Genomic DNA, 20,941 nt, shown 5'->3' on the forward strand with positions numbered 1-20,941 from the left:
TTAATTTATCTTAATATAGCAAGTTTGTTAAGCGCAGATATTGTTGTGTCGCCGAAATCCAGTATTGCTTTATAGAGGTAAACGCCATTAGCCGGAAGATTGCCGTCCTCGTCGCGACCGTCCCAATAAATTCTGTTCATATCGTATTTCAATGAATTTCCTTCCACAACTATTTCCTTTATCAATCGCCCCGCTACCGTGTATATTTTGATCTTTAATTCGTCCGGAATCTGCGTTAAACGGAAAGTAAAATACGTCCCGGTTTCGCACGGATTCGGATAATTATATACATCCAACACCCGGGGCTTATAATCGATTTTGAAGCGCACGGATTTTATCGGCTTAGTAGTATCGCTAAAAAAATTATAAACAAAAATTTCAAGAAGATAATCCCCTTCCGACAAATGAGGATCATAACAAACTTTAATTTTAGGATTACTATCGCTGAATGTATATTGAATATTTTCATTCGAAAAATTGACCGGTTTCCCATTTAAAAATATTCTCATGTATGAAGTATCGTTAAGTTTCCTGAAGGAATAATCATAAAGCTCAATTTCTATTTGAGGCGTTGGCGAAATATATTCTCCGTCGTAAATTTCACGTCCGTCTATTCGCACAAATATATCCTGCCCGGCATCGGACTGCCGCACAAAAAAATACCCATAAGCCCGGTTGTTGTCTTCGTAAAATTCTTTAATCTTATCTTCCGGATCTATTATAATTTCGCATTCAATTTCACCATTATATTTATCGGTTTTAATCAATTGAGAAAAAGTTTTGCTTTCGCCGGATTTAATTGTGTCGACCGGAATTAACAATTTCTCTTTCTTATCGATCAGAACTTCGATATCGAAATCAACCGCCGATTCCTCTCCTGCATTTATCAAATCGAAAGTAAGCGCAGCGTCTTCACCTGCGTATACGGTGTCTTTATCCATAGAAATTATATCGTATCGTATGATTAATTCAGGCGGCAATTTAATATCTGCCGCTATATATTTTAACGCTGCATTTTGTTCTTCTTTGTTCTCAGCTTTAATAAGGAAAAAAACATTTTTGTATTTTTTATTACTTATGATGTTGTCGTATACGGCGGATGTATCCACAATAAGAGTGTCAAATGAATTATCTTCCGTTTGGCATAGCGCAAATAAGTCGGCTTCAATTTCCGAATCAAAATGTATATTATTGATTCTCGAATAATTGCCAACTTCAGGCGTAATTAAAGATCCCGATAGAGAGGATACTTTTTTGTATGCAACTATTGAAGCCAACCCGTTATAACGGCTGTTGTAGGCTTCGAGAATTTGATTTTGTTCGCCGCCTTTTCGTCCCAGAAGACACCACGAATCACGGTAACCGACGCTGTCTATCAATTTACTTCCCAATTTTTTTATTGCATTGCGCACAGGCATACCGCCCTGATAGCCGATAACAGACTGATAACCGTCGTCGCAAACAGCCATTGCCACGTAATACTCAGCGCTTAGCGTATCGATGAAGTTTATTAACTCTTCGGCAGAATTTGACGAAGGATAGAGAAAATATTTTGTGGCAACTACGTTAAAATCGGCAGTATCTATGAGCGCAGCGACAATTCCCCAGAAATATGTCGTAGGAAAGTGCTCGATGTTGTCTATTTGCAAAGACGCTACGCTTCCGGCAGTTTGTCCCGCTGAAACCAACTTTAAGGTTTTTTCTTTATTAACAAACGTCCAAGCATTAGATTCGTAATCGTATGTCAATCCATGAATTTTGGCGTCATCCGAATCGAGAGGCTCGGCAAACACCCAATCGTATACATAAGGCGCAAATGAATAAGATTCCGACCAGAGCGTGTCTTTGTCTCTTCTAAAGCGGAGCCATGTACGTTTGTTTTTATACTGAACCGGCAAGTAAAATGTTGTAAGAGTTTTGCCAAAGTTTATAAAAAATCGCTCCGCATTCGAAAAACCTTGCTCGTCTGCCAATTCGATCTCCATCTTTCCATCCTCGGTAAAAGGAGGGTTCAAAAATACAAGCGTATCTCTATAGCCGGAATACAATCGATTTCCAGATAGAATTCTTATATCGGACGAGTGCACATAAAACTTTGTCCGTTCTTCGTTATTCGAATCGTAATATTCATCTATTTCGTTGTTACAATCCAGCGCGCACTTCAAAAGATGCTCTCCGGGATGATTTTCGATATTAAGCTCCAGGCGCGCATAATTTCTGTATTTATAATTTGCGCGCCTGAAAATTATTGTGTCTGTTTTACCACTGTAGCTATGTTCTATCTTTACGGAATACGAATCTTCTATACTTTTTCCGTAATTGTAATATTCCAAATTAACGGCTATACTTTTTCGATTGTCCTTTATTATCCCTTCGGGAAACGAAAAAGATTCTGACTTGGTTACGAGCTCGGGCTTTTCGGGCAATCGGATTTTAATTATCGGATCCCCGAATAAATGACTGCAGTAGCAAAACACTTTCACAACGTCATTCAGCCCGCTTCTTTCAATCAATCTTTTTTTGGCGTCGATGAATATTTTACCGATAGAATTCAATGTATCGCATAAAAAGTAATCGTAGAAAAGAGGCGGAAAATTCAATGACGTAGAAAGATATCCCCAGCTCGAATTTGCGAGATATGCAATCGCCTGCCCGTTTTTATTATTATTGATGAATTCCTCCGCGAACGACACAATATCGGGCTCGGCAAATTTCCCTGTAGAGCAACCGAAATCGGTTATCAGCGGATTCCGGTTTTCGTAGTTATTCATCAAGTCGTTGACGTTTAAAATCCCGTTGTCCCACGTCTGAGCGCCGCTGTGACCGATATAAGAGATTGCCACCGCCCCTTCTTGAATCGCTTTTTCAACGGAGTCAGGCGGTAAATTACTAAAATTTGATATTGGTTTTGACGTTTTATAAAAATGAACTCCCCTGCCTTCCAAAGGCGGGGCGTCTGTAAAACTTCGAAATATTTTATCGTTTGCATTTTTCAGCATTTCTAACTGTTCAGGCTTAGAAGGATCGCCGCCGCTGAAGAATATAAAACTCTTGTTCCAATCGTCATACGGCTTTTGCAAGTATCTACGATGTTTTTCAAGATAGAAACGTACCTGCTCGTTATTAACGGCGGGAATTCTGCCAACAGCCATTTGAGGAATCGGGATGGAATCGTTCCAGATAACGAACCAATTATCGCTTACAGGAAAACCGTATGATGGGACCATATTTATTCTTTTTACCGGCGTGAGAGGCTTAAAATTATCTTTATAATCATAATTAGCGTCGCCTATAAGCAACAAAAATTCCGGCGGGGCGTTAATATTAGCGTAATAATAATCTTGCAAAAATTCTTTTACCGCTTCGGGGAAAGGATAACCGAACGAATACAGGTCGTAAATTTCTTCTATCAAAAATACTTTTACGCTAATATCATAGTTATCCATTAAAAACGAGCTGTATTCTAGCGCCGATTCGATTAAATTTTCTTGAGTAATAATAATATAATCCGCCGGCGACCGCTCCGATAAATCTTCGAATTTTCGTTCGCCGCAAAAAGCCGGCTTTTGTATTTCCTCACGATCAGTTATAAAATAAGCGTTCCGCTTTGAGGCTGAATCGAGAAAATAATTAATCCCCTCTCCTTTTTTTATTATTTCCATCTTAGAGTATTCCGGATGGATTTTATACGCTATAAAATTAGCTGTGTCGGATTCGGAATAAAACATAATTGCCTTGACGCCTCCGACTGTTTCTTTATCAACAATTATTTTATCGGAACCTTTTATATTATTCCGCGAATAATATTCGACGTCAATCCAGTCAAGCAGGAATTGATGGAATGAAGCTCTCGAAGGCAAAGCGCAAACTGAAAGTTTATTATCGGGTCTTTCAATACGATTAAAATTCGCCGGCAAATTAACAGTTTGCCTTAGATCGTAAGTTACAGTATCGCCGTATTCCGTGTCATTAAAAGATATATATGCCCGATGCGCGCCGGCGTTCACATCGGCGGAATTGCTTATAAGCCGAGCTTCGGCTTTAATGCCTTTTTCCGGAATTATATCGTTCAGTGCGAGATTCAAACTGAATTTACTGTCGTTTCCCAGCGCTCTCCACGTCCATACTTTATGCTCCTGCCAGAAAGGCAATTGCGTTCTTGGCTCTACCGCGTCGTAATACCAGAGGATATTATCTTCTTCGTAATGCATTTTTCTCAGCGAATAATCGATTGTATCTGCAATTTCACTTGAGTCGATACTAACGGGTTTAATTCTCATAATATCCTCTGAATTTAAGGACAACCATACAATCGTAGTATCACTGTACCTGTTCATATAATCGATATAATCTTCTCCTTCATTAACTATCTTTTTGTAATCTTCAAAGTTTTTATTTATATCCGAATAAAATTCGATATAATCCCCTTCGTCAAAGACGTCGTCGTTCTGATCGGCTATATAAACAGGAACCGGAACGCCGTAATTATAAATCTGAATTTTATCCGACCGTATCGTTGTTTCTTTTACGCCGATATTTATCAAGTCTTCGTGACTTATTCTGTAGATTCCCTCCCGGTCAATTTTAAATTTCAGATAATTGCCCCTGCGGCGGCGCCAATTATTATCTTTGATAGAAGGCGCCCTCTCGACCGACGTTTGCATAGTAGTTCTAATCTTGAGCCTAATTTTATTAAAAATTTTGACTGCGTTTTTTTTCCATTCGTACTGGCGCATACATACCTGCATAGCCGCATAATATTTCCCGGAGAGCGATATATTGCCCAGATACTTTGCTAACGACACGGGATAAACGTCGGTTCCCGTAATATATTCGTCATAGACGCGCTCCGAGCTTCGATAAGAAATTACGCTGTCATTTTGTTGAGCGATTAACGGATTAATCATAAAACGCTCGACTTCTTCGGACTCCAATATCCGAACGTCAATATCCGATATCGTTTCGCCGGGACTATTAAGCGGCATAAAAACAGTAACGTATTTCAACGAAGGAGCGCCCGGTTTCGATTCGTCAATTAGAGTCGATAAATCATTATCGGAATAAGCAATTGTTGTGTCGTAATAATTATAATTCATTTGTGGGAAAATATTGCAGGTAACCAATACAAACATCGACAGGATGGATAAAGAATGTTTCATATTATCCCGTTTATTTACTTTACATAATTCAAGTCTTTCATTTTCAAGAGGAATTTGGGAATGCCGACCAAATATCTTTTTCCGTATAATCGAGGATTGTCATAAATTCTATAGAGCCATTCCAGACCGTATCTTTGCATAATTAATGGAGCCCTCCTGACGGTTCCGGTATAATAATCCATAAATGCGCCGCAGCAAATAATAATTTTATTTTTAATCAGGCTTTTTATTTCAAGCGCAATATATTCCTGCCGTGGCTGGCCCATTCCAACCATTATTACGTCCGCCCTGCTTAATTCTTCTAATTTTAACCTCCAGTCGTACCTTTTGCAATAGCCGTTTGCATAGCCAGTTATATTTATCGGGTAAATCTTTTTTTGCAGCGTTCCGATATTATAACTTCCCCCGACATAGTATAATTGCATTCTCTTTTCAATAAGGACTTCGAAGAATTTAATGAGTGCGTCTGTAAACGATATTCTCTCGCAGCGTACATTTTTAAATAATGCGGACAACCATAAGCCGGCGCCGTCCAAGACACAAAGGAATTCATTCGATATGGTCTTAAGATATTCTTCATTCTCGTGGAAAAGGTTAACCGTATTTTGATTTACATATGTAATAATCTGTTCTTTACAGCCCCCGCTTATAATTCTCAAGAAGTCTTCCTCCCGAGTTATCAAGTTAATCGACTTTTTCCCTATGAATAATTTCATTCTATTTACCACTTCCATTAATCGGATTCATAAATTTCCATCAAACTTTTTACGTATTTATCGGCGGATGTAATTTCTTTAATCTCTCTTTGCAGATTAAGACCCGCCCTCCTGCAATTTTCCAGGTTATTTGACACATAATGGAATAAATTTCGCAACTCCGTTTTATCGCCCGCTTTGAATAAGAAACCGTTTTCATTTCCATTAATAATTTCCGGAATTCCGCCGGTTTCCGAAGCGATAATAATCTTGCCCAGATAACCCGCTTCGAGCACTGCGTATGGCAAGACATCATTATACGAAGGATGCACCAGCACATCAGTCAGTTTATAATACGCCACAGGATATTTTGTATAACCGGTAAAAATCAATTTATCCGAACTATATCGCGTCAAGCGCTTATCAATGATATTTCCCGCTAATATTAACTTTACATTCTCATTATCTTTACTAAATTCCTGAAATACTTCGCAGAGATAATCAATCCCTTTTTCATTGCAAATTGCTCCGGCATAGAGAAACACTATTTCGTCCGGTTTAATATTCAATGAATGCCTGCTTACATGATTCATAGAGTTGAATTTATCGTACAACTCAGGTTCGATGCAATTGTAGAGAACATGAATTTTGCCTGCGCGCACATTGAAATTTTTTACGAGATAGTCAGCCAAATATTTACACGGCACAATTATGCCGTCCGATCTGAACGAGATATGCTTAAGTCCGTAAACTCTACTATGCGCAGTTGCGACGGTTTTCCTGCAACGCTTTTTCAATATGTTGGAAATTAGTTCGGGATATCTGTGATGACTGTGCACGACATCAATATTATTAACGATTTTAGAAGATAGACTTCTCAGATTGCCGATTATATAAAAAAAGTTTTTAATGCCGGTTTCGAACCTGATAAAATCGATATCAATATTTTGCAGCGCGACGTCGTTAAAGGCAATACGATTATTTGTAAGCAAAGACATTTCGATTCCATGCTTATTCAACGCGAATAACAGATGCCTCAAATAAGTATTCGTACCGCTGGCATATGAAAAATACGGAGCAAAATGAATTACTTTCATTAGATTATCTCTTCATAAAACTCTTTTGTTTGCGCTGCCATATTTTCCCATGTTAGTCTTCGAGCTGTATCTGCCGCGTTCGCCGATAGTTCGTTCAAATTATATTTACCGTCCGCAATTTTTTGAATAATCTCCCGCAGCTCGTTCAATCTGTCAGCATGATATTTCAAACCGTTTTTTCCGTTAGTTATATATCTCGATACGCCGATAAAATCGGGAACGACAGGCGTAACGCCATACGACATCGCTTCGAGCGTAAAAGTTGAAAAAGTTTCGAAGAATGGCATTTTAATTACGACGTGCGTTTCTTTAAATAAATCATTCAATTCTTTGCCTTGAATAAAACTCTCATATACAATTATCAGATTTTTCGTTTTTTGCACCGTTCTTCTTTCGGCGCCGCCTAACGCCCTCAGAAGTAATTGCGCTCCTCTTATGCCTTCAAGCATCCCTATTAGTTGATTTAGTCCTCTGTCATTATCTCCGAAGCCTTTATAGAATAAAATTCTGAGCGCGTCTTCGAAAATTTGTTTTTCATCTATTCTTGAAGCGGATTCTACTCCGTTATAAATAAATCTTATTTTGGCGCGCCTGATTTTGTATTTGCCCGTCAGTCTTTCCGCCTGGTATTGAGAATAGATTAATAATAAATCGGAAAATCTTACCGCAATACGCTCCAGCAATAAATCTTTTAACCTGCCGTATGTTTTATCATATTCCGTTTCCGCATAGAATAAGCCGTGTAATGTAGATATTACCTTAACGCCCATCAGTTTCGAAATTATGAAAAGGGGGATTTCAAATCTTTCGAGTGTTGTAAAGTGAACCAATTCGATTTTGCATTTAAGTAATTTTAAAACAATGCGTAATATGCCGCACTTTACAACTCCCCGCTCCAAGATTTCGTTTCCCAAGAGCTTTTTCAAAAAATTTCTGCAATCGAAAAAGTATGTAATAAATATAGTTTCGACATCGTCCGCATTAACGTAACTGCGGAGCGCTCTCGAATATTTTATGGGAGCCGTTATATACTCGTGATAATATCTGCCAATAAAGCATACCCTCATCTTACCGATGCTTTAGTGAAGGGATAATTATTCGGAAAGGAACTATTTATTTTTTAGACAGCCAGACTTCCGGATTCTGATAATTGCGGGAATTCCAAATTTCGAAATGAAGAACATTTCCTTCAAGGCTTTCGTTGACTTTTCCTATTGCGCTTCCTCCGCTTATCACTTGCCCCTCTTCTACGTATATTTCTTTTATATGACCGTAAACGGTTCTGTACTCGTCGCGGTGCGTAACAATAACAACGCTGCCGTATCCCGGTATCCATTCGATTGCGGAAACTACCCCTTCCGCTACAGCATACACATCGGCATTTTCGGAAGTCAATATATCAACGCCGTAATTAAGCGTAACCGTATTTAATTTCCTGTTGCGATTTTCGCCGAATTTTCTGATTATTTTGCCCTTTCTAATAGGCCAAGCAAGTTTTCCCTTGAGGAGAGAGAAATTTTCCATATTATTATAATTATAATTTCTGTTTAAGTCCAGCATTTTTTCATTTTCTTTGAGCATCAATTCTCTTCTCTGGCGTTCTTCTTCGATTAACCGCGCTATGATATTTTTAATTACAATCTCCGCTTTCCTTTTCGATTCAATTTCTTCAGCCAGATGTTTCTTGTCCTTTCTCAAAGCGGCAATAAGTTTTTTTCTTTCGACTTCCTTTCGCGCAAGATTATCCTGCTCGGCCTTTTTATCTGCTTTCAGTAATGCCAGCGATCTTTTTTCTTCCGTTAGTTTGTTCTTTAATTTAACCAGATAATTTTTGCTGTCTCGCAGCGTCTTGAGGTCTTTTCTGTTTTGCTCGGTTATGCTTTTGAAGTAGCGGTAACGCTTAAGTATCTTCGACGGAGACGATGTATTGAGTAAGTATTTAAGGTAAGATTTGCCCCTGTATTTATAAATCCAGACGATGTATTTCGAATACTTGTCCTGTAACAATCTGATTTTATTCTCAGAATAGGCTATCTCTTTTTCGAGTTCGGCAATTTGCTTTTCTTTGTTTATTTCTTCCTTGGCTATATTATTGAGAATTTTTTGAAGCAGAGTATTTTGACGAGTCAGGTTTTCTAAAGCTTGCAGCGACTCTTTTTCCTTTTGAGTTTTTTGATTTAACTCCCGTTCAAGTTTTGCAATTTCACTTTTCAGATTTTCCAGTTGCTCGTTGCGAAAATTAATACTGTCCCCGACCTGAGCAGTAATCGGATTATAAAAAACCGCCAGAATCAACAAACATATTTTTAGATAACGCTTCACAATTCTATATATATTGTGTCGGAAGGCAATTCAAATAAAATATTCAGCGAACCGTCGTTTATAGAGACTTTTTTATAGCTGATAAACAACGACTGACCATTTTCAGGAAAGTTCATCGATACGGTCAAGGGGATAAGGATATTTTCAAATTCCTTATAATTCTCATATTTCGCTTCGACAATGCTGCCTTTATCCAGCTTTCCCGCTTTAATTTTATTCACCGTAAAATTTCTTGTATTAATTTCATATTCATTAATCGTTCCTGAAGTAGAATCAACATACTTCACATACGAGTAATTTTCGTTATAGACGTAGTCATCCGGTTCGGTTCTTAACTTGTCGGATAAATCGATTCCGCCCGTAAATGCGTCGATAAGCATATCGAACGGGAGTTCAATTTTCAGAGCTTTTTTAATAGCTGCCTCGTCCGTTTTTCCTTTATAAGCCTTCTTATTTATTGCGTCGTAGAACAAAAAATTATCGCGCGTAATTAAAATTTGCGCCAGTTCGATGCCGAATGGTCCGTATACATCCACTCTTACAGAATCGGGCTTTTTGACATTAACCTCGATGCTGCTTTCAATTGTTGAATTACCGTTTTTAATATTGATTGTTCCGGTAGCGGAAAATGTTCTTACTTTACGTCGATTCGCCTCGAGTTTGGTTATCAATCTTTCCGGCGAAAGTATTCTTTCGTTGGAAATTTCTTTCGATGCGCCGCAGCCTGCAATAAAAGCCGCTAGCAGAAAAGCCGTTAGAAATTTAATAGCTTTCAAATTTCACCTTTTTCGATTTTTTCTTTAATTTTTTTGTTATCGTTGTTTAATTCGTAAGCCTTTCTCCAATATTCCATGGCTTTGGTTTTATTTCCCATCATAAAATAAACGTCGCCGAGATGGTCAATAACCGTGTAGTTATCGGGTTCGACGCTCAATGATTTTTCAATATAGTCTTTTGCTTTTTGATAATCACCCAATCGGAAATAAATCCATCCTATCGTATCGAGGAAGGATGAATTTTCCGGTTCGCTTTCGACTGCTTTCGAAGCCATTTTCAACGCCTCGTCCAGACGGATATTTCTTTCGGCCAGAGAATAAGCATAATTGTTTAATACAATCGCATTTAAAGAATCCAGCTCGAGCGCATGTCGATAGAGGGAGTCCGACATTTTATAATTCCCCTCCGATTCGTAAATCATTGCCACTGTGCCAATCAAATCGACATTGTCGGGTTGAAGCAGCAAGGCTTTATTCAAATAAACAAGAGCTTCGTCGTTTTCCTTTAGTTGATTCAGAGTATAACCGTAAGCGGAGAGCGCCGTTATATCGTCGGGATTTAGATTGATAGCTCTTTTCAGATAGATTTTTGCCTCGGCGTGTTTATTGCTCTGAGACAGAGCAAGTCCGTAAATTAAATTAATCACGAAATCATTCGGGAATTTTTCAGCCGCTTCCGACATAAATTCGATTGTTTCGTCGTATTTGCGCGAATCAAAAAGGAGTCCGCCGGCGCGAATCCAGACCTGGGCATTCCATTCGGCAAGCTTTGCCGCTTTACGAAAATATTCGATTGCTACAGAATCGTTGCCAAGCTTTAATTCGATTTCTCCGAGGTATGCGTTTACCTGCCAATCGGATGTATCGCTGTCAATCTTTTGAAGAAATTTACGGGCTATATAAATATTATTCGAGTCCTTTTCGGCGGCGGCATAAAACAATGTGGCAAGCTGCAGCTTTTCCGTTAAGCCCAGATTATTTCGGTCGAAAATTTCTTCATAAACGCGCGCTGCTTCTTTCCAGTTATTTTGTTTAATGTAGATATTCCCTTTTTGCTGCAGCAACCCGAGATCATAAGGATAACTTAACAGCAGCTCGTCGCACAATTGAAACGCCCTGTCGTATTGCTCAGCTTTTGTATAAGCGTCGATCAATAATTTTTGTAAATCGAGATTCGACGGGTTAAGACGCGACAATTCCTCAAGAGTTTCAATCGTTTCTTTTTGATTGCCGATTCTTTCGTTTAATTCCGTAAGCCTAACCAGGATGTGCCACTCGGGCCCGATCGACGAGATAAGCTTTTTATAAATCTTAATGGCTTCCAGCGGTTTATTCTTTTCATAGAGCTGGGCCAGGCTGTAATATGCGTTGATATTGTTCGGTTCGATTTCAATAATTTTTTTGTAAACAACCGCCGACGAATCGTCCATGTGCGATACGTCATAAATCGTCGCCAGCAGGAAGAGATATTCGGGATTATCGGGGTCGAGTTTTACAGCCTGTTTTGCATTCGTAAGAGCTGGCGCAAGTCGGTTTATTCTGTAACAATTTTTTGCAATGGCATAATAAATACCGGCTGATTTTTCGTATTCAAGAGCTTCGTTATATTTAACGATAGCGTCCCCGAAGTTCCCTTTCATTTCATATATATTGCCTTCGATAAATTTACTCAACGCCACGGAAGAACTGTCGACGGGAATTCCGCCATCCTCCTCTTTCACAACTTTATTCGTGCAGGAAACCGTCAAGGCAATCAATAAGAGTATGACTATTTTTTTCATTGTTCCGTTCTATATTTAGCAAAAAATAACAGTTTAAATTAATCTTTGATATGAATTGTCGATTGTATTGTCAAATTTCTTTTCATATTTTAGCGTCAAAAACGTTATGACAAAATACGACTTAGCCATATCATATGTATGGGAATACGACGCCGAATTTGTTCAGCTGATCGAAAAAATATTTCAGGAAAACAAATTAACAACATTTCTGATATCATACCATAACGTCGAAGAAGTAATAGAAAAACTAAGAAACAAAGAACTTCATTTCAATGCATATCTCGACCGCGCATCGGACGTCGATTCCGACTACGAACCGATAACGCAAATTCTCAAAAAACGCCATGCATACTTAATAAATCCTCATAAGCGAGTACACAAATTTACGAATAAATCATATATGCACCGTTTGCTGAGCAAGAAAAATGTGGATATCCCCAAATCGTATATTCTGCCGGCGTATTATTTCGACCACTCGCTGAAAATAACCGAAGACGACCTTTATAAGATAGGCATACCTTTTGTAATTAAACCGGCAATCGAAACAGGCGGCGGAGAAGGCGTTATAATCGACGCTTATACATTAAAAGAAATTCAAAAAGTTCGGGAAGAAAACCCCAAAGAAGAATATATTGTACAGGAAAAAATAACTCCGGTTAATTTAGGCAATCATAGGGCATGGTTCCGCGTTTATTGGGCTTTCAACAGGGTAATTCCTGCATGGTGGAATGATCTTACCCATAAATACGAAGTTGTGACAAAAGAACAGATAGAAAAGTACAAATTGGAACCGCTGTTTAAAATAACGCGCAAACTGGCTAAGTATACTCGCATCGATTATTTTTCGACGGAAATTGCCGTCGCCCAGAATCATAAATTTTATATAATCGATTATATAAACGACCAGTGCGACTTCAGGCTGAAATCGAACCACGCCGACGGAGTTCCGGACGAGATAGTGATTAGATTTATTTATGAAATGAAGAAAAAAATTTCGTCTCTAAAAAAATAGATCTTCTTCGATTGTTTCGAGCAAAGCCAGATAACTCTCGTATCTTTCTCTCGATATTTTACCGTCCCGGTAAGCCTCGATTACTCCGCACCCCGGTTCGTGATAATGAGTGCACGTATTGAAACGGCAATTTTGAATAAACTCTCCGAATTCAATAAAGAAATGCCCCAGATCTTCTTTTTTAATTCCGTACGGGTCTATTTCGCGGATACCGGGAGTATCAATCACAAAAGTATTTTCCTCTACTTTTTTCATTACCGCCGTAACGGTAGTATGCCTGCCGCGTTTATTATAATCGCTCACTTCGCCCACTTTGAAATTCAAATCGGGATAGAGTTTGTTCAGTAAGCTCGACTTGCCGACGCCCGAATGCCCCCAGAAAAGAGCGACTGAATTCCTGATGAATTCCTTCAGCTCCATAATACCGGAATTGTTAATCGTACACGTTTCAAAAACTCTGTAACCGATTGACCGATAGAGATTAACAAATTTATTACGGTCGTTGGACTCATCCAGATCGATTTTATTTATAACAATCGAAGGCTCAACGCCGGAACTTTCAGCCACCACGAGCATCCTGTCGACAAGCCGGTTGTTGAATTTTGGAAGGTCCCAACTGTTGACGATAATCATTTTGTCCACATTGGCGGCAATAATCTGCTCGAGTCTTTCGCCGCGGTAGGACGCGCCTTTCATCCTCGGAGCTTTTCTCGATATATGATTTTTCCGTTCGAGAATTTCTTCTATTACGCCCGTGCCGTCTTCGTTCAAATTGAATTCTACAATGTCTCCCACTGCCGCAATATCAAGCGTTATTAATTTGTCTTTTTTTAATTTATATTCGTTTAAAATTTTCCCTCTAAGATAACAACGGATTTCGTCGCCGTTTTTGTCCAATACATAATAATCTTTGCTCTCGATTCTGCAGACTATACCTTTAATAGAACCTCCATTAATTTATTTAACAGCCATACAAACTTACAAAAAATACAGTTTTAAAATAAAAAACGCCCGATCAAACGGGCGTCTTTATAAAACGTAAGCGTATAATTTCAGAAATTATATTTTAATCCCAGGACAAAATTATTCCGAGAAACATCCTGATATATTCTGGAAACATTCGAGCCGTAATTATCGCCTATATCTTTCCACCATCCCATGGCATAAGCCAGGTCAATCGATATATTTCTCGAATCATAGCCGAGCCCGAGAGTAACGTATTTTTTATCGTAATCCGAGGGGTCGTCTTTGTAGGGCGAAGGCATTAAAATAAATCCTCCTCGCAAAGCTACGTTTGTAGCGGGGATTTTGTATTCCAACCCGAAATTCAGATTATAAACCGTACCGAAGAATTCCTGAATATCTCTGTTATTGTTTTCAATGTCGATACGATTCAGACCGGACTTGAATTCGATTTGCGAATAATCGATTAATTTTACGTCGGCAGCCAGCGTCAAGCCGTTTTTGTTGAATGCTGCGCCGGCGGAAAATTCATACGGCGTTGTAATTTCGTATTCGAGCCTGTTTTCGATCGGAGGGTCGAGATAAAAACTTGTGCCGCTGCCGAAATCGCTGTAGGCGTCAACGAAGTACGATTCTTTAATTGTATATTTTCTCGGAGTTTTAACGGCAAATCCCATTGTCAGATTTTTATTGACTTTGCTCAACAATCCGAGATTCAAATTCCAGGCGGAGATATCCCATTTGATAATGTCATTAAGATAAAATGTTTGGAAATCGCTCGTTGCCGGCTCTGCGGGATCCAGCAGAAATCCAGCCGGATAATTGTCTTGCAAATCTTCTTCCCAGTATTGTCTGTCTCTTCGGAAATCACCGCCAACTATATTGAGCGTTATTCCGAGGAATAAATCTTTTTGAATTTCAAGAGCGGCTGAGAGTGACCAGTTATGTTGTTTCCCTTCCTGCAAAATTTTTCCGCTTTGATTCAGTCCCCCATTGACGCGGGTTTCATCATAGAGATAATTATCGCCGTTGTCGTAGACCGGATAGCTTAGCCCCAATAAATACGCAATATCGTCATTGTAACTTGTCAGATCCTGTATCATCGAATTATTGCCGGAGTTATAACCGTCGAACCGTACCGTATAATTATAATCCTTAAATTGATTATACCCGAGAGCCAGCACGAAACTGCCGCGGTATGTTGGAAAAGGAAAGACGACGCCGAACTGATTGAGTCTCGTTGCGCCGTTTGAATACGAATCGGTATTATTAAAGAATTCGGATTTATTATCGAACAGATTATAGTTCAACGAACCGTTAAATTGGCTTTTCTTTATCAGCGCAAAACCCGCAGGATTAAATAAAGCGGCCGAGAAATCATCACTTAAAGCCGTATAAGCGTTGCCCATCGACAAAGACCGCGCTCCGCTGATTATATCTGCTTCCGATAATCTGAGAGCGTCGTTGTAATTCTGCGCCACGCTTATGCCGCAGGTAAGCAACGACAAAGCTACAAGTACAAGAATTTTTTTATACATATTTCCTCCGAACTGAGAACTATATTAAAGATTATCTTCCTCTTCTGCTGCTGCCGCCGCTAGACCTCGAAGACGAACCGCTGCTCCTGGATCCGGTACCTCTTGAACTGCCGCCTGAATTTGAAGGGGGACTGTACGAACGCGACGACCCGCCCGAACTTGACGGCGGTGAATAAGAGGGCGGAGGCGAATAACTCGAACTGCTTCCCTTTTTTGAACTGCCCGAATTTCCGCTCCTTCTGGAAGGAGTACGACTCCGTTTTGCGTCGCCGCTGTTATTTGAAGGTCTTCTGTATGTTTCGTTACGGGTTTTCCTATCGCGGTTCGAATCAACGCTTCTGTTGCCGTCTTTATTTAATGAGGAATTTGCGCCGCTTCTTGTAACTTTCGAACGGCTCAAATCAACATCCCTGGGACTGTTATTGCCGTTATTAGTAATTACTTTGGTTCTGTCTCTCAAATAATCCCGCGTTCTGGTTCTGGTAATCGGATTACGTTCCCCGGTGTTATCTCTCAAATGCGTATAAGTATTTCGGTGTTTGTAATATGTTCCGCCGCCGTGCCAGTAATCGTAATAGTTCCAATAATACGGGTAATTCCAATAGCCGCCATAAGCCCAGTAGTTATGCGAATAAGGATAGTACCACAATGGATACGGCGTATAGTAGTACCAGTCCCACCACGGGTCGTAATAAAAACCTATATTAACGCTCCAACCCGGATAATAACCCCAGAAATACCTTCTGTAGTTCGGATACCATCCGTCGTCTATATAATAATTATTGACGATAGTGGGTTCTTCTTCATAAGCATAATCGTCATAAAGAGTATCTTCCCGCTCGTAAACATAATCTTCTTCGTTATCGTATTCCCGGTAAGTTTCACGAAGAGCCAATTGTGTATAGCAACCGGTGAAACTGACTGCCAATACCAGTATCATTAAATATCGTTTCATAACCTCACCTCTTTTTCTATTGATATGACAAATTTAATGCCTCAAAAAGTTTAAAATAAACGGAAAAATTAATTACAGGCTGGAATGTCTGTTTATTTAAATAGACTGGTCGTACTAAAAAAAATACACTAAAAGAGCGATTTAATAAATTCGACGTAGATTCCCCTGTCGGCTTTACTGCTAGTAAATTTTTTGTTATCGAGCAAATCTCTCAGGTTGACGCCGATCGTCAGACCGCCGTCGACCGACCAGCGAACTCCCATATTCAGATATCCTGTTCCGTCGCCCAATGAATTGCCGGTGTTGTCGTTAATTGCAAAATCGTATTCTCCGATTAATGAGAAATTGGCGCCCAATGTTTTTTCGATTCCGAAGCCCAGATTCAGGTCTTTATCGTTATCTTCCCTTTCTAAAGAATAGTTGACAATTCCGTGCACGCTAAGATATCCCATGAACTGATAGTTTTTCGATACGGCGGCAAAAAATCCGGGAGATTTGATTTGATATCGTTCCAATGATTTAGTGTATAAACCTTTACCCTGCGAATCGAAACCGATTGTAACAGCGGGCATATTCTCGGTTTCGTCTACCAGCCGGAGTCGTACGTTTATTGCGGGAAGCGAGTACCAGTCGACTTTGCCGGCGCCGATTATATTCGAACCTCCGTAAGAAATTCCGAAACTGAAATTGTCGAAAACGCCTACTTCGAGCTTGGAAATAACTACGCCGTACGGCATAATATCGAATGAAATTCCCGCGAAACCTTTTTCGAGGATGCCGGCGCTGGGCAAGTCAATAAGAGTTCTGTACTCGTGCTTTGCAGCCGTCCCCGAAGTTCCTTGTGGAAAAAGGACGCCTGTATATAAAAAAGTTAAAAGTACTATAAATTTTTTCATTTTTTTCCCGCAGGTTAATTGACAATCTAAAATTAGAAAATATTTAATTAAATAAGAACATCTATTTTCTTATATAACTCGTTCCTTCCTTTTTATCCTGCAGTACGATTCCGAGCTCGTTCAATCTGTCTCTTATCAAGTCCGCCAATTGATAATTTTTCTCCTTCTTGAGCGTCTGCCTTATATCGATCAAAAGTTCGATTAGTTTGTCGTCGAGAGCTTCTTTTTTATTGCCCTCAAGTTTTTCAAAGTTAACTATTCCCAAAACGTTCTGCGCCGTATCCGTCATGAATTTCTTGACATCCTCGAGAAATTTCGAATTCACTTTCGCTCCGCCGTCCAGAACTTTATTTACTTCGCGTATGAAATTAAAAATTACGGCGACCGCCTGAGGCGTATTGAGGTCGTCGTCCATTACATTCGTAAACTCGTCATAAAAAGATTTTATACTGAAATCAGGATACTCCCCTTCTTGCAAATCCTTGGATAATTCTTCGTTAATTCTAAGAGCGAAATTTCTGATTTTCTCGGCTCCTTTTTCGGCTGACGATAACAGGTCTTCGCTGAAATTGAGAGGTCCTCTGTAATGAGTCTGCGAAAAGAAAAGCCGGATTGCTTCGGTTGTATATTTGGACAAAATCTCGCGCGTAGTAAAAAAATTTCCGAGCGACTTCGACATTTTTTCATTTTGAAAATTAAGAAATCCGAAATGCATCCAGTATCTGACAAACTTTTTGCCGTTGGCTGCTTCGCTTTGAGCTATTTCGTTTTCATGATGCGGAAAGATCAGGTCGTTGCCGCCGGCGTGAATGTCGATAGTCTCGCCAAGATGTTTACAACTCATAGCCGAACATTCGATATGCCAACCGGGTCTGCCTTTGCCCCAGGGGCTCACCCAAGCAGGCTCGCCTTCTTTGGCTTTTTTCCAGAGCACAAAATCGAGCGGATTTCGCTTCTTTTCATTTATTTCAATTCTGGAGCCTGCTTCGAGTTCTTCCAAATTTTTCCCGCTCAGTTTGCCGTATTCCTTGAATTTTGAGATATCGTAAAATACCGTTCCGTCAACTTCGTACGCATAGCCTTTATCGACCAACCGGTTAATCATACGCACAATATCGTCGATATGTTCTGTAGCTCTCGGATGAAGAGTTGCGGGTTTAACGTAGAGCCGTTCGAGGTCCTCTTTGAATGCGGCGGCAAAGAAATCGGCGATTTCACGGGTCGATTTTTTTTCTTCGAACGATTTTTTGATGATTTTATCGTCGATATCTGTTATATTCATAATGAATTTTACGACGAATCCATTGAATTCGAGATATTTTCGGGCAATATCTGCCATTACAAAGGAACGGGCGTTGCCAATATGAAAATAATCGTAAACTGTCGGTCCGCATACGTAAAAAGTAACATTCGGGGGATTTAGGGGGATAAATTCTTCTTTAGTTTTAGAAAAAGTATTGTAAATTTTCATTAGTATTCCAAATTTTAGGAAAAAATATACTAATTGTATTCTCTATTTTCCAATTTTGCGGGTGGAACGGTTATTGATTAAGAATAAGATAATAAGATAAAAATACATCTAATATTTTTTTGGACTTTGACATCTTGATTTTTCTTCATATTTTCCGATTATCAAAAAGGGAAAAGAAAGTTTTTTTATCTGATTATCTAAATTAACTACCTTATAACCATAGGAGGAACATATGCAAAAAAAAGTTACCGTATTATTTCTGCTCCTATTTGTCGTTACGGGATTAGTATCTGCGCAAACCATGCAGATTACTACCTATGGAGTATCGCCCCGCGAAGCCGGATTGAGCGATAACGATATTTTCACTTCCGCTTATAACGGCTTAACGAACGTAGGCGTTGGTACGAAAATGTACCTTAAAGCTACGCTCGCAGGCGGTCGTCTTAACGACCCGCAATGGAGTACAACAGAACGCGCTCCGGGTTCAAGCCCTAAATTCGGCGGTATTCTCGACGTAGACACTTCTTCGCAAATTATTGTATTTACCCCCGACAAACCGGGTAAATACGTAGTTCAGGTTTCCGACGGTCCATATTCGGCGTCGATTGTAATCAATGCCGCTAAATACATAGGCGTTTATAACGAAGTTGGAAATGTAACCTGCCAGACATGCCACCCGTCGGTAGTTGAAAAATGGGAAGGAACTGACCATTCAACTATTATGTTCCGCGGCGTCGAAGGCACGCTCAGCAGCCATTATAACGCAAATTGTCTCTCCTGTCATACTACCGGATACGATGCTAATGCTGAAAATGACGGTTTTGACGATTTCGAATTCGTTTTTCCTGAGAACTTAACCGAAGGCACATATCAGTCATTGGTAGATCAATATCCAGACGCAATGCAGAGAGCCAATGTTCAATGCGAAAGCTGCCACGGTCCTGCAAGCGGTCACTTCGGGTCGACCAAGGATTCTCGTATAGTTGTAAGTTATTCTACCGACAATTGCGCATTGTGCCATGACGACGGGCATTATCACGTATATCCCGAACAATGGGATGTTTCGAGACACGCAGAGGCTACAAGCTATCCGACGGGTCCCGGACGCGAAAGCTGCGTACGCTGCCATACCGCTAAAGGTTTCGCACAGTTTGTTAAAGGCATTGCAACTAACGATCCTTATTTCGATCCATCTTACCAACCGATAACTTGCGCAGGCTGCCACGATCCTCACGATGCAACCAATATGCATCAGGTTAGAACAGTTAACGCTTCTCTGGCAGACGGCACCGTAATTGAACAGGGCGGACTCGGCAAACTTTGTATGAATTGCCATCAGAGTCGCAGAGTTGCAAACAGCAGCTACACCCAAACTCCCTCTCGTCACTACGGACCTCACTATTCGACAGCAGCAGACGTTCTCAATGCCGCTAACGTTGTTACGTTCGGAGATACGCTCTTTACATTGGCGAGCACGAATCACCTTGGTGTTACCGAAAACGGATGCGTTGACTGCCACATGGCTGAAGGCGAAACCGACGCAAGCGGTCACGCTCAATTAGTCGGTAAACATACATTCTCGATGAGTACTCCGACCGGAGTTGACAACATGAAAGCATGCGCTAAGTGCCACGGATATTCATTGGGCGCCAGTTTTGAAGACGTTCGCTTCTTCTTGAACGGCAGCGGCGACCATGACGGCGACGGGGTCGTCGAAGGATTGCAGGACGAAGTTCACGGCTTGCTCGACTATTTGGGTTCTCTCTTGCCGGATCCCGATCCGCATGCCACTCCTGACACTACATGGACAAAAGAACAGCTTCAGGCTGCATACAATATGAGAGTGATTTATTACGACGGTAGCTACGGCATTCACAATCCGAAATTCACCGTTACGCTTCTTAAAGGCACAATCAAAGCTCTCGGCGGCGTTGTCAGCGTTGAAGAATCGAAGGAAGTTCCGACAAATTACGCTCTCTATCAGAACTATCCTAATCCTTTCAACCCGACAACAAACATTAAATTCTCGCTGCCGAAAGCGTCGCACGTTAAACTTACGGTTTACGATGTATTGGGCAAAGAAGTTCAAACTCTCGTTAACAACCAGCTTTCCGCCGGAACGCACACTATCGCGTTTAACGGCGCCAACCTGGCTTCGGGCGTCTATCTCTACAGAATCGAATCCGGAGACTTCGTTCAGGTTAACAAGATGTTGCTCGTAAAATAAAATTCCACGAAACGGCGGTTTGAAATATAACCGCCGTTTCTTTATCATC

General features: G+C 40.2%; 14 protein-coding genes. 2 read left to right on the top strand and 12 right to left on the bottom strand.

Annotation, left to right across the window (positions count from 1 at the left end):
• Positions 1–5 precede the first annotated feature (5 nt).
• The 7 genes from ACOYVE_RS01305 to ACOYVE_RS01335 are packed head-to-tail and all read right to left on the bottom strand — an operon-like array spanning position 6 to position 11,830.
• Complete coding sequence (locus tag ACOYVE_RS01305; protein WP_422880576.1) at positions 6–5,159, bottom strand: C25 family cysteine peptidase; 5,154 nt, start codon at positions 5,157–5,159, stop codon at positions 6–8.
• 14 nt (positions 5,160–5,173) lie between these two features.
• Complete coding sequence (locus ACOYVE_RS01310; RefSeq protein ID WP_014856723.1) at positions 5,174–5,875, bottom strand: WecB/TagA/CpsF family glycosyltransferase; 702 nt, start codon at positions 5,873–5,875, stop codon at positions 5,174–5,176.
• Positions 5,876–5,892: 17 nt separating this feature from the next.
• Positions 5,893–6,951 (bottom strand): glycosyltransferase family 4 protein, encoded by a 1,059-nt coding sequence (locus ACOYVE_RS01315; RefSeq protein WP_422880577.1) that lies wholly within the window; start codon positions 6,949–6,951, stop codon positions 5,893–5,895.
• Entirely contained in the window at positions 6,951–8,018 is a 1,068-nt protein-coding gene (locus ACOYVE_RS01320; RefSeq protein ID WP_422880578.1) for a glycosyltransferase family 4 protein, read from the bottom strand. The genes ACOYVE_RS01315 and ACOYVE_RS01320 overlap by 1 nt, the downstream gene beginning before the upstream one ends.
• Positions 8,019–8,064: 46 nt before the next feature.
• Positions 8,065–9,273: a murein hydrolase activator EnvC family protein gene (locus ACOYVE_RS01325; protein ID WP_157867387.1), complete on the bottom strand. Its 1,209-nt coding sequence runs from the start codon at positions 9,271–9,273 to the stop codon at positions 8,065–8,067.
• A complete protein-coding gene (locus tag ACOYVE_RS01330; RefSeq protein ID WP_422880579.1) occupies positions 9,270–10,049 on the bottom strand; it encodes a DUF4292 domain-containing protein in 780 nt (259 codons plus the stop codon). Before ACOYVE_RS01330 ends, ACOYVE_RS01325 begins: the two co-directional genes overlap by 4 nt.
• Complete coding sequence (locus ACOYVE_RS01335) at positions 10,046–11,830, bottom strand: tetratricopeptide repeat protein (protein WP_014856718.1); 1,785 nt, start codon at positions 11,828–11,830, stop codon at positions 10,046–10,048. Before ACOYVE_RS01335 ends, ACOYVE_RS01330 begins: the two co-directional genes overlap by 4 nt.
• A 106-nt stretch (positions 11,831–11,936) precedes the next feature.
• On the opposite strand from ACOYVE_RS01335, the gene ACOYVE_RS01340 reads away from it, so the two are divergent.
• The gene (locus tag ACOYVE_RS01340) at positions 11,937–12,842 is read left to right on the top strand and encodes an ATP-grasp domain-containing protein (RefSeq protein WP_422880580.1); all 906 of its coding nucleotides are present in this window, start codon (positions 11,937–11,939) and stop codon (positions 12,840–12,842) included.
• Here ACOYVE_RS01340 and rsgA read toward each other — a convergent pair.
• The 5 genes from rsgA to cysS all read right to left on the bottom strand — a co-directional run bounded on the left by rsgA (position 12,831) and on the right by cysS (position 18,665).
• Positions 12,831–13,739, bottom strand: coding sequence for a ribosome small subunit-dependent GTPase A (rsgA, locus tag ACOYVE_RS01345; RefSeq protein ID WP_422880581.1), 909 nt, complete (start codon positions 13,737–13,739; stop codon positions 12,831–12,833). The two genes, ACOYVE_RS01340 and rsgA, sit on opposite strands and share 12 nt — an antisense overlap.
• A gap of 155 nt (positions 13,740–13,894) precedes the next feature.
• A complete protein-coding gene (locus ACOYVE_RS01350; RefSeq protein WP_014856715.1) occupies positions 13,895–15,343 on the bottom strand; it encodes an OmpP1/FadL family transporter in 1,449 nt (482 codons plus the stop codon).
• 31 nt (positions 15,344–15,374) lie between these two features.
• Positions 15,375–16,298: a hypothetical protein gene (locus ACOYVE_RS01355; protein WP_014856714.1), complete on the bottom strand. Its 924-nt coding sequence runs from the start codon at positions 16,296–16,298 to the stop codon at positions 15,375–15,377.
• A gap of 128 nt (positions 16,299–16,426) precedes the next feature.
• Positions 16,427–17,194, bottom strand: coding sequence for a hypothetical protein (locus ACOYVE_RS01360; protein ID WP_014856713.1), 768 nt, complete (start codon positions 17,192–17,194; stop codon positions 16,427–16,429).
• Between the two features lie 61 nt (positions 17,195–17,255).
• Complete coding sequence (gene cysS / locus ACOYVE_RS01365; protein WP_014856712.1) at positions 17,256–18,665, bottom strand: cysteine--tRNA ligase; 1,410 nt, start codon at positions 18,663–18,665, stop codon at positions 17,256–17,258.
• 232 nt (positions 18,666–18,897) lie between these two features.
• On the opposite strand from cysS, the gene ACOYVE_RS01370 reads away from it, so the two are divergent.
• Complete coding sequence (locus ACOYVE_RS01370; RefSeq protein ID WP_422880582.1) at positions 18,898–20,892, top strand: T9SS type A sorting domain-containing protein; 1,995 nt, start codon at positions 18,898–18,900, stop codon at positions 20,890–20,892.
• Positions 20,893–20,941 lie beyond the last annotated feature (49 nt).

Origin of the sequence: Melioribacter sp. (assembly GCF_049325435.1) — a bacterium.
GTDB lineage: Bacteria > Bacteroidota > Ignavibacteria > Ignavibacteriales > Melioribacteraceae > Melioribacter > Melioribacter roseus.

What these genes read in the sequence shown, in the direction of transcription:
- cysS (WP_014856712.1), bottom strand. Translation starts at nt 18,665, where the DNA reads ATGAAAATTTACAATACTTTTTCTAAAACTAAAGAAGAATTTATCCCC.
- ACOYVE_RS01360 (WP_014856713.1), bottom strand. Translation starts at nt 17,194, where the DNA reads ATGAAAAAATTTATAGTACTTTTAACTTTTTTATATACAGGCGTCCTT.
- ACOYVE_RS01305 (WP_422880576.1), bottom strand. Translation starts at nt 5,159, where the DNA reads ATGAAACATTCTTTATCCATCCTGTCGATGTTTGTATTGGTTACCTGC.
- ACOYVE_RS01350 (WP_014856715.1), bottom strand. Translation starts at nt 15,343, where the DNA reads ATGTATAAAAAAATTCTTGTACTTGTAGCTTTGTCGTTGCTTACCTGC.
- ACOYVE_RS01315 (WP_422880577.1), bottom strand. Translation starts at nt 6,951, where the DNA reads ATGAAAGTAATTCATTTTGCTCCGTATTTTTCATATGCCAGCGGTACG.
- ACOYVE_RS01320 (WP_422880578.1), bottom strand. Translation starts at nt 8,018, where the DNA reads ATGAGGGTATGCTTTATTGGCAGATATTATCACGAGTATATAACGGCT.
- ACOYVE_RS01355 (WP_014856714.1), bottom strand. Translation starts at nt 16,298, where the DNA reads ATGAAACGATATTTAATGATACTGGTATTGGCAGTCAGTTTCACCGGT.
- ACOYVE_RS01340 (WP_422880580.1), top strand. Translation starts at nt 11,937, where the DNA reads ATGACAAAATACGACTTAGCCATATCATATGTATGGGAATACGACGCC.
- ACOYVE_RS01370 (WP_422880582.1), top strand. Translation starts at nt 18,898, where the DNA reads ATGCAAAAAAAAGTTACCGTATTATTTCTGCTCCTATTTGTCGTTACG.
- ACOYVE_RS01310 (WP_014856723.1), bottom strand. Translation starts at nt 5,875, where the DNA reads ATGAAATTATTCATAGGGAAAAAGTCGATTAACTTGATAACTCGGGAG.
- ACOYVE_RS01335 (WP_014856718.1), bottom strand. Translation starts at nt 11,830, where the DNA reads ATGAAAAAAATAGTCATACTCTTATTGATTGCCTTGACGGTTTCCTGC.